Source organism: Kribbella sp. NPDC048837 (genome assembly GCF_055586945.1).
Genome location: NZ_JBVJHF010000001.1, coordinates 1248544 through 1257618, shown reverse-complemented (window position 1 = coordinate 1257618; position 9075 = coordinate 1248544). Strand labels below are relative to the sequence as shown.

General features: G+C 68.7%; 10 protein-coding genes. 9 read left to right on the top strand and 1 reads right to left on the bottom strand.

Annotation, left to right across the window (positions count from 1 at the left end; translation table 11 throughout):
- The first annotated feature begins 86 nt into the window (after window positions 1-86).
- On the top strand, window positions 87-1100 hold the full coding sequence (locus ACZ6O0_RS05765) for a DUF4037 domain-containing protein (RefSeq protein WP_465763652.1): 1014 nt from the start codon (window positions 87-89) through the stop codon (window positions 1098-1100).
- On the opposite strand, the gene ACZ6O0_RS05760 is transcribed toward ACZ6O0_RS05765, so the two are convergent.
- Window positions 1042-1929 (bottom strand): LysR family transcriptional regulator, encoded by an 888-nt coding sequence (locus tag ACZ6O0_RS05760; protein ID WP_465763651.1) that lies wholly within the window; start codon window positions 1927-1929, stop codon window positions 1042-1044. The two genes, ACZ6O0_RS05765 and ACZ6O0_RS05760, sit on opposite strands and share 59 nt — an antisense overlap.
- A gap of 68 nt (window positions 1930-1997) precedes the next feature.
- Here ACZ6O0_RS05760 and ACZ6O0_RS05755 point away from each other — a divergent pair, with 68 nt between their 5' ends.
- The 8 genes from ACZ6O0_RS05755 (at window position 1998) to ACZ6O0_RS05720 (ending at window position 9024) form a co-directional block, all read left to right on the top strand.
- Window positions 1998-2996, top strand: coding sequence for an EamA family transporter (locus ACZ6O0_RS05755; protein ID WP_465763650.1), 999 nt, complete (start codon window positions 1998-2000; stop codon window positions 2994-2996).
- 18 nt (window positions 2997-3014) lie between these two features.
- The gene (locus ACZ6O0_RS05750) at window positions 3015-3374 is read left to right on the top strand and encodes a hypothetical protein (RefSeq protein ID WP_465764065.1); all 360 of its coding nucleotides are present in this window, start codon (window positions 3015-3017) and stop codon (window positions 3372-3374) included.
- 101 nt (window positions 3375-3475) lie between these two features.
- Window positions 3476-3850 carry a hypothetical protein gene (locus ACZ6O0_RS05745; RefSeq protein ID WP_465763649.1) on the top strand — a complete coding sequence of 125 codons (375 nt, stop codon included), beginning with the start codon at window positions 3476-3478 and terminating at the stop codon, window positions 3848-3850.
- 134 nt (window positions 3851-3984) lie between these two features.
- Window positions 3985-4299 (top strand): integration host factor, actinobacterial type, encoded by a 315-nt coding sequence (gene mihF, locus ACZ6O0_RS05740; RefSeq protein ID WP_131514891.1) that lies wholly within the window; start codon window positions 3985-3987, stop codon window positions 4297-4299.
- On the top strand, window positions 4296-4982 hold the full coding sequence (gene gmk / locus ACZ6O0_RS05735; protein WP_465763648.1) for a guanylate kinase: 687 nt from the start codon (window positions 4296-4298) through the stop codon (window positions 4980-4982). Before mihF ends, gmk begins: the two co-directional genes overlap by 4 nt.
- Window positions 4983-4984: 2 nt before the next feature.
- A complete protein-coding gene (gene rpoZ, locus ACZ6O0_RS05730; RefSeq protein ID WP_325039561.1) occupies window positions 4985-5287 on the top strand; it encodes a DNA-directed RNA polymerase subunit omega in 303 nt (100 codons plus the stop codon).
- Between the two features lie 34 nt (window positions 5288-5321).
- Window positions 5322-6620, top strand: coding sequence for a bifunctional phosphopantothenoylcysteine decarboxylase/phosphopantothenate--cysteine ligase CoaBC (coaBC, locus tag ACZ6O0_RS05725; protein ID WP_465763647.1), 1299 nt, complete (start codon window positions 5322-5324; stop codon window positions 6618-6620).
- Window positions 6621-7206: 586 nt separating this feature from the next.
- A complete protein-coding gene (locus ACZ6O0_RS05720; protein WP_465763646.1) occupies window positions 7207-9024 on the top strand; it encodes a prealbumin-like fold domain-containing protein in 1818 nt (605 codons plus the stop codon).
- The last annotated feature ends 51 nt before the right edge of the window (window positions 9025-9075 follow it).

Below are 9075 nucleotides of genomic sequence, written 5' to 3'. Positions count from 1 at the left end.
TTGATTTACCAAATGGCGCGATTAATTTCGCGCCATTTGGTCGTTTTTCTTGAATTCCGCGGCGGTGGCGTGCGATTGTCATTGGCATGCATTCTGATTTCGTGTCCGGCCAGGAGATGAGCCGGCGGTTCTATTCCGAAGCGGTGCGGCCGGTGCTCGACACCGCGTTCCCGGGGTTGCCGCACAGCGCGGCGTTGCTCGGCCGGGGGTCTGAGGTGCTGGGGTTCGACGACCCGATGTCGACCGATCACGACTGGGATCCGCGCGTACTGCTGTTCCTGCGCGACGAGGACCAGATCGACGCTCTCACCGAGGTGCTGCGGCAGAAGGTGCCGTCGCGGTTCGCGGACCACGACACCGAATTCGGCGTCCACACGCTGGCCGGGTATTTCCGGCAGCAGTTGAACTTCGATCTGGGGCAGGAGCTGACCGCCCGGGATTGGCTCACATTCTCCGAACAGAACCTGTCCACGATGACCGCCGGCGCGGTGTTCCACGACGAGGTCGGGCTGGCCGAGGTGCGGGAGAGGTTCGCGTATTACCCGCACGACGTCTGGCTCTACCTGTTGATCGCCGGGTGGTGGCGGGTCCACCCCGAGGTGAATCTCGTCGGGCGGACCGGGTTCGTCGGGGATGAGCTCGGGTCGGGGTTGATCGGTGCCCGGCTCGTCCAGGAGCTGATGCGGCTGTGCTTCCTGCTGGAGCGCAAGTACGCGCCGTACGCGAAATGGTTCGGTACGGCGTTCTCGCGGTTGTCCTGTGGTCCGTCACTGGCGCCGATCCTGCAGACCGTGCTGCGGGCCGAGTCGTGGCAGGACCGCGAGGCCGCGTTGATGACGGCGTACGAGGAGATCGGACGCATCTACAACGCGTTGGAGATCACGCCGGAGGTCGAGCTCGGGGTGGAGCAGATGTGTGGACGGCCGTTCAAAGTGGTCTGGGGTGACTACGTCGGCCCACTCGCCGCCGAGATCAAGGACCCGGCGGTGCAGGAGATCGCTCAGCGCTGGCCGGTCGGAGGGGTCGACCAGCTCAGGGAGATCATGTGGCACGCCCGGTGGCGTGGGCAGCTGCTCGCGGTGTTCGATACAGCTCGGTGAGCAGGGCGACGGCTGCCTGGGTTGCCGGGTGCGGGTCCTGGCGGTGCCAGATCAGGTGGACGTCGACGGGCGGGGCGTCGCGCAGCGGGCGGTAGACGATGCCGTCGCGGCGGTACTGCGTCGTCGTGGCCTGCGGGGTCACGCCGACGCAGCGCCCGGACGCGATCGCGGCCAGCCAGTCGTCCACGTCGTGCGTGTACTCGATCTTCGGGCGCGCGTCCTCGGGCCAGAGGTCGACCGTGGTGCTTCCGGTCCGGCGGTCGATCATCAGCGTGTGGTCACGGAGCTGGTCGAGCGTGAGTGTCCGCTTCCGCGCCAGGGGATCGTCGGCCGACAAAGCGCAGTACCGGCGTTCCTGAGCCACGGTGACGTGCGCGAACCGCCGGAGGTCGATGTGTGTGCGCACCACCGCGAGATCACACAGCCCTTCGGCCAGCCCGCCCGTCGCCGTGTTGGTCCGGACGAGCTGCAACTCGATGCCCGGGTGCTCAGCCGCCCAGCGCCGCTGGAACTCTGCCGTGGACTGTCCCAACGCCGACCACGCATGCCCGATCCGCAGCCGCGAATGCCCACTGGTGGCCTCACTCACCAGTTCGTCGACCTCGGCCAGCACCTGCCGGGCCCGGGCGAGCACCCGCACACCCGCGGTGGTCGGCAGCACCGACCGGCTGGTCCGGTGCAGCAGGCGCACACCCAGCTCCCGCTCCAGCGCCTGCACGGTCCGCGACACCGCGGCCTGCGAGACGCCCAACTCGATCGCCGCGTCGGTGAACGTGCCCGCATCCACGACCCCGACCAGGCAGCGCAACTGCCGCAGCTCGACATCCATAACCCCAGCGTATAGATCGGCCGGTGAGTGCATTTTGTGCCGGCGTCGCGGGACCGGACCCTCTGGGTATGAGGCGAGACCGGCTGGCTGGCGTGGTGATGATGCTCGGGAGTGGACTCTCGACGCAGGTGGGTGCTTCGGTCGCGGCGCTCGCGTTCCCGGTGATCGGGCCGGTGGGCGTGGTGGCGATCCGGCAGTGGGTGGCGGGCGCGGTGCTGCTCGCCGTCGGGCGGCCGCGGCTGCGATCCATGACGGCCCGGCAGTGGCGGCCGGTGCTGGCGCTGGCTGCCGTGTTCGCGGTCATGAACGTGTCGCTCTACACGGCGATCGACCGGATCGGGCTCGGGTTGGCGGTGACGCTGGAGTTCCTCGGGCCGCTCGCGGTTGCGCTGCTGGCATCACGACGAGTGCTCGACCTGCTGTGTGCGCTGGCGGCTGCTCCCGCGGTCGTGCTGCTGACTCGGCCGCAGGCGACGACGGACTACCTGGGCGTGGGGCTCGGGTTGCTGGCCGCGGTCTGCTGGGCTTGCTACATCCTGCTCAACCGGGTCGTCGGCCGGGAGTTGCCTGGGGCAACCGGTTCGGCCGCCGCCGCGGGAGTGTCCGGGCTCGTGTACGTCCCGATCGGCGTGATCATGCTCTGGCATCACCCGCCGACGCTCGCGGCCGCGTCGTACGCGTTGGTCGCGGGGGTGCTGTCGTCAGCGGTCCCGTTCCTGGTCGACCTGCTCACCCTGCGCCGGGTGACGGCTCAGTTCTTCGGGGTGTTCATGAGCGTCAACCCGGTCCTCGCGGCGCTCGTCGGGCTCGTCGTCCTCGGCCAGCATCTCGGTCCGCTCGACTGGCTGGCGATCGGGGTGATCGTGACCGCGAACGCCGTCGCGATCTCCTTCGGTGGCAGGGCGGACGGCGTACCTCGAGTGAGCTCGAACGACGCGGCGGATCACAGCCTGGTTCCAGCCGGCCGGTGCGATGTTGTTCACGGCGTGCCCGGCGGACCGATGACCCCGCGGTTCGGAAAGGTGTCGGCGGACGGGGAGCGACGGTCTTCCCGCGCGACACAGTAAGGAACCGAATTGCGTAAGGTGGCGGCCATCGCGGCGGCAGTGACCATGGGCGTCGGCATGCTGACGGCCTGCTCGGGCGGCGACTACTGCGGCGAGCTGAAGAACTATGCCGACGCGGCGAAGAACCTCGACATCAAGGACTCCGACGCCGTCGGCAAGATGCTCGACCAGGCGAAGACGGTGTCGAAGGCGGCGCCGGACGACCTGAAGGACGACTGGAAGGTCGTCATCGACTACGCCGGGAAGGCGGTCGACGCCAAGGGCGACACCGGCAAGCTGACCGAGCTGGCCAAGAACGACGGCGACAAGATCAAGCCGGCCATGGACGCGATCACCCAGCAGGCCAAGGACACCTGCAAGGTCGACCTCGAGGGCTGACCCGGTCGGGGCGGCGGCCGTCCCCGCCGCCCTTCCCGCACGGAAGGTTGCGGAATGTATTCGTTTCGGATCGTTTGGTGACCACCGGTAGTGTCGGACCGATGAAGCGCACACTTGCCCTCGCCCTGACCGTGATCGCCGGTGCCGCGACCCTGACCGCCTGCACCGACGAGCAGGCCTACTGCGTGGATCTGGCCAAGTACGCCGCGAGCGCGGTGAACGTCGACCCGCAGAAGCCGGCCGACTACGTGAAGATCCTGGACGACGCGAAGAAGCTGCAGGAATCGGCCCCCGACGCGGTCAAGGACGACTGGGGTGTGGTGGCCACGTTCGCCGAGAAGGCGCAGAAGGCCGGCTCGGACCGGGTCAAGCTGGCCGAGCTGAGCAAGGAGACCGGCGCCGTGATGACGGCGTACAAGTCGATCAGCACGCACGCCAAGGACTCCTGCAAGGTCGACGTGCCCGCGCTGAACTAAGCGCTGGAGTGACTTCGGGGCGATCCGGGCCGGTTCCGGCACCGGCTTCGAGCTCATCGCCGCGCTGGGGTCTTGTGCCGCCCGTACCCGTGTTAGGTTCCCTTGCGAAGCCATACAACGGGACAGGTGAAACGGTGCCACTTCCTTCTTTGACCCCGGAGCAGCGAGCGGCGGCTCTGGACAAGGCCGCGGCGGCGCGGCGTGAGCGAGCCGAGATCAAGAACCGGATCCGGCATTCGGGAGCGTCTCCGACGGAGGTGCTCCACGAGGGGCAGAAGAACGACGTGATCGGCAAGATGCGGGTCAGTGCGCTGCTGCAGTGCATTCCCGGCGTCGGCAAGGTCCGCGCCCAGCAGATCATGGAGCGGGCCGGGATCTCGGAGACGCGGCGGGTGCGCGGCCTCGGCTCGAACCAGATCGCCGCGCTCGAGCGCGAATTCGCCGAGTGAGCCAGACCGAAATCCTGACCGGCTCGTTGGACACTGGTGTGACGATGACCACGCACCCGAAGAACACGACGAACGAGCCCACGGCAGGAGGACCGGCGGCCGCCGGTGGGCCGCCGGCGCGGCTGACCGTGCTGGCCGGACCGACGGCGGTGGGGAAGGGGACGGTCGCCGCGGAGATCCGCGAGCGGTTCCCGGACATCTGGATCTCGGTCTCGGCGACGACCCGCAAGCCCCGGCCGGCCGAGGTGCACGGTGTGCACTACCTGTTCGTGTCCGACGACGAGTTCGACCGGATGGTCGCCGACGGCGAGCTGCTGGAGTGGGCCGTCGTCCACAAGGCGGCCCGGTACGGGACCCCCAAGCAGCCGGTGCTCGACAAGCTGGCCGAGGGCCGGCCCGCGCTGCTGGAGATCGACCTGCAGGGCGCCCGCCAGGTCCGAGAGACGATGCCGGAGGCGCAGTTCGTCTTCCTGGCGCCACCGAGCTGGGACGAGCTGGTCCGCCGCCTGGTCGGCCGGGGCACCGAGACGGCCGAGGAGCGGGAGCGCCGGCTGGAGACCGCGACGCTCGAGCTGGCCGCCGAGAAGGAGTTCGACGTGACGATCGTGAACGCCTCGGTTCGGGAGGCGGCCGATCAGTTGGTAAAGTTGATTCGATCACCCTCCATCTCTGGAAAGAGCTGAACTTGTCTGGCAACCAGCCTGTCGCCATCGGCATCACCTCCCCGCCGATCGACGACCTGCTCACCCACACCGACTCCAAGTACAAGCTCGTGCTGTACTCGGCCAAGCGGGCGCGGCAGATCAACGCCTACTACTCCCAGCTCGGCGAGGGCCTGCTGGAGTACGTCGGGCCGCTGGTCGAGACCCACGTCCAGGAGAAGCCGCTGTCGATCGCGATGCGCGAGATCAACGAGGGCGTGCTGACCTGCACCGACATCGACCCCGAGGCCGAGGCGGAAGCCGCCGCCGCGGAGAAGTCCGAGTAGCGGTTCACACCGACCGGGAACGGAGTCCCAGCTGATGTCCGCAACCGGTGACCAGACCCCCGGAGCCACGCGCGCCCCGGGGGATTCTGTCGCTCCCGAGAAGGCCCGGCCGAACGTCGTCCTCGGGGTCGGCGGCGGCATTGCGGCGTACAAGGTGTGTGATCTGCTCCGGCGGCTGACCGAGTCGGGCCACAGTGTCCGCGTGGTGCCGACAGCGGCCGCGCTCGAGTTCGTCGGGGCGGCGACCTGGGCCGCGCTGTCCGGGCAGCCGGTGACGGCCGACCCGTTCGACAACGTGCAGGAGGTTCCGCACGTCCGGATCGGCAAGGCGGCCGAGCTGGTCGTGGTGGCGCCGGCGACGGCGAACCTGATCGCCAAGGCCGCCCATGGCTTGGCCGACGACCTGCTGACCAACACGCTGCTGACCGCCCGCTGCCCGATCCTGTTCGCGGCCGCCATGCACACCGAGATGTGGGAGCACCCGGCCACGCAGGCGAACGTCGCGACCCTCCGGTCCCGCGGGATCACCGTGCTCGACCCGGCCGTCGGCCGGCTCACCGGCGCCGACACCGGTCGTGGACGGCTCCCGGAGCCGTCGGAGATCTTCGCGATCAGCCAGCTGATGCTCGCCGACGAGGCGGCCCGCGCGGCCGGGCAGTCGGTCGCCGACCTGACCGGTAGGCACGTCCTGATCAGCGCCGGCGGGACCCGCGAACACCTCGACCCGGTCCGTTACCTCGGCAACTCCTCGTCCGGCAAGCAGGGCTACGCGCTGGCCCGGATCGCGGCCGCCCGCGGCGCCAAGGTCACGCTCGTCGCGGCGAACTCCGAGCTCCCCGACCCGGCCGGCGTGCAGGTCGTCCCGGTGACCAGCACCCGGAATCTGTACGACGAGATCACCGGCCGCGCGGGTGACGCGGACGCGATCGTGATGGCGGCGGCCCCGGCCGACTTCCGCCCGGCCGACGTCGCCGAGCACAAGATCAAGAAGACCGCCGACGGCTCGGTCCCCGCGGTCAACCTGGTGCAGAACCCGGACATCCTGCAGACCATCTCGCACGACCGCGCCCGCGCCGACCAGGTGATCGTCGGCTTCGCCGCGGAGACCGGCGACGCGGAGCACAGCGTGCTGGAGCTCGGCCGCGCCAAGCTCGAACGCAAGGGCTGCGACCTGCTGGTCGTGAACGACGTCTCCGGCGGCAAGGTCTTCGGCAGCGACCTGAACGAGGCCGTCATCCTGGACCGCGAGGGGAGCGCCCTGCCGGTGCCCTCCGGCTCGAAGGACGCCCTGGCCGGCGTCATCTGGAACCTGGTCGCCGCCCACTGGCACTGAGAGAGTTGCGGGGCAGCTCGAGATTGGTTGCCGTCGGCGCCTGATCGCCCGTGCGGCGGGGGTTGTCTTCGCCTGTTCGCGATCGCGTGGCGCGGCCGATCCGGTTCGATCGGTGACGTGATCAACTCCCTGTGGGCCAGGCGCTTCGTGCTGTCGCCGGATGGGTGGACAGACCCGCCGATCGTGGTGCAGGCCTCTTTACCGAGACTCGTCAGAGCAGTAATTTGAAGCGAGTTCGAGGTCCAGGGGTCGGGGGATCCAGTGCGACATCCCAACCGGGATTCGCACGTGGGGGAGTTTGCCGTGGGGGAGTGCATCCGTCACGGCGGGCGACGGGGGCACCGTTCGCCGGTGTTCGGCCAACGTGGCGGCGATCAGCCGTCAGGTGCGGCTGGACCTTTGCCCTGGCCCGGGCACCGTCTCCACCCTGCCCGCGGCCCGCCCGGGTACGGCGTACGGGCCGGCCTGCACGCGACCCGGGACTGAGCACCCTCCCAAAAGTCCAACGCACCTCATGACGGTTCGCCGTGGAACAGACGGCCGCCTCGAATCTGGGGATCGGACGATTCGAAGGGGTGACAACACCATGTTTCGACTTCGTGCATTTGGCAGCGGCGCTACGCGAGGCCAAGCCTCGCGACGGCGCCTGATCAGCGGGCTGACCGTCCTGGCCCTGGCGACACTCGGCCTGGCGGCGACCTCGACCACGGCCTCGGCCACCGTCTCCACGGACGCGGGCTTCGAGTTCGCCGACGGGAACCTGGTCCACAACACGCTGATGGACTGGAACGACTTCTCCCCGACCACGTGGGTCGGCGCCGCGCCGTTCCGAACGTCCAGCAAGACCGTAGCCGGGTGGGCGTTCACCGGGCTCGAGGACGCTTCGGCGACCAACAGCGACACCGCCTTCGCCGGCGGCGTCAAGCAGGACAACGACTGCGGAACCCTGAATCCCGCGAAGGCGCCGAACAAGGACGACCTCAAGCGGGTCTACGTGACCAGCAACACTGTGGGCGGCGACGTGTTCCTCGGCCTCGCCTGGGTGCGGATCCCGCAGAACACCACGTCACCGTCGGCGCACATCGGCTTCGAGTTCAACAAGGGCACCACACCGTGTCCGGCCCCCTCGACGCTGGTACGGCGCACGCTCGGCGACATGCTCATCGTCTACGACTTCGAGGGCGGTTCCGGGGACACCCCCACCCTGACGCTGCGGCGCTGGGTCACCACCGGATCGTGTGAGGTGGGCAGTAACAGCCCGCCGTGCTGGGGACCGGCCACAGACCTGACCGCGGCCGGCTTCGCCGAGGCCAGGGTGAACACCACGGGTGCTGTCTCCGACACCATCGGAACGTCGTCTCCCGCGTCGGAGTCGCTGGGGACCAACGAGTTCGGTGAGGCCGGGATCAACCTGACGGACGCCGGTGTCTTCTCGCCGACCGACTGTGAGTCGTTCGGCAAGGCGTTCGCGGTGAGCCGCTCGTCCGGCAACTCCGCCACCGCGCAGATGAAGGACCTGGTCGGCCCGGGGAACGTCAACATCACCAACTGTGGTCAGGTGATCATCCGCAAGGTGACCGTCCCGAGCCCGGATCCCACCGGCACCACCTTCAACTACACCGCCACCGGCGGCCTCGACCCGGCGACGTTCGGTTTGAAGAACGGCGAGGCCCGGGACTACGGCACCGAGGTCTTCGCCGGCAGTTACACCGTCACCGAGGCGGACCCGAGCCCGAGTTTCGCCTTCACGACTCTGAGCTGCTCGGCCTCGAACACCAGTCATGGCACGACCATCAACATCTCGGGCCGCACGGTCAGCTTCGACCTCAAGCCGCTGGACAAGGTGGACTGCACGTACACCAACACGTTGCAGCAGGGTGCTTTGCGCATCCTCAAGGAGAGCACCAAGGGCGGTAACCCGCTCGTCAGCAACCCGGGCGCGGCCTTCTCGGTCACCGGATCGACGAACTTCACCGTCCGGGACAACAACGTCGGATCGCCGGCCGGAACCAAGTCCGACGCATCGGCGACGACCGGTGAGGTGTGCGTGTCCGGCCTGCTGCCCGGCAGCTACACCGTGAACGAGGTGACACCGCCGCCAGGGTACGGCGACGCAACCCAGACGGACGTGACGGCCGTCGTGGTCGTCGGTACGAACTGCACCGACAACGAGCCGACCGCCGCGAACACGGCTGTCTTCACCAACGCCCCACTCGCGGACATCCAGGTGAACGTCCGCGACGCCGGCTCGGGTGAGACGTCAGCCCAGTCGATCACCTGCACCGATGGAACGACGACAAGCACCACGCCGCCGACCGGCTGGGACTCGTCGATCACGAACACCGGAATCCCGATCGACCCGTCGCCCAAGACCATCACCTGCACGATCGTCATCGACCCGTGACGATCCGCCGGTGATGTAGCGCTCACCAGGGGCGGTCAGGCGGAACAGCCC

Coding starts and splice junctions, on each gene's coding strand:
- ACZ6O0_RS05765 (WP_465763652.1), top strand. CDS start 87: ATGCATTCTGATTTCGTGTCCGGCCAGGAGATGAGCCGGCGGTTCTAT.
- ACZ6O0_RS05760 (WP_465763651.1), bottom strand. CDS start 1,929: ATGGATGTCGAGCTGCGGCAGTTGCGCTGCCTGGTCGGGGTCGTGGAT.
- ACZ6O0_RS05755 (WP_465763650.1), top strand. CDS start 1,998: ATGAGGCGAGACCGGCTGGCTGGCGTGGTGATGATGCTCGGGAGTGGA.
- ACZ6O0_RS05745 (WP_465763649.1), top strand. CDS start 3,476: ATGAAGCGCACACTTGCCCTCGCCCTGACCGTGATCGCCGGTGCCGCG.
- coaBC (WP_465763647.1), top strand. CDS start 5,322: ATGTCCGCAACCGGTGACCAGACCCCCGGAGCCACGCGCGCCCCGGGG.
- ACZ6O0_RS05720 (WP_465763646.1), top strand. CDS start 7,207: ATGTTTCGACTTCGTGCATTTGGCAGCGGCGCTACGCGAGGCCAAGCC.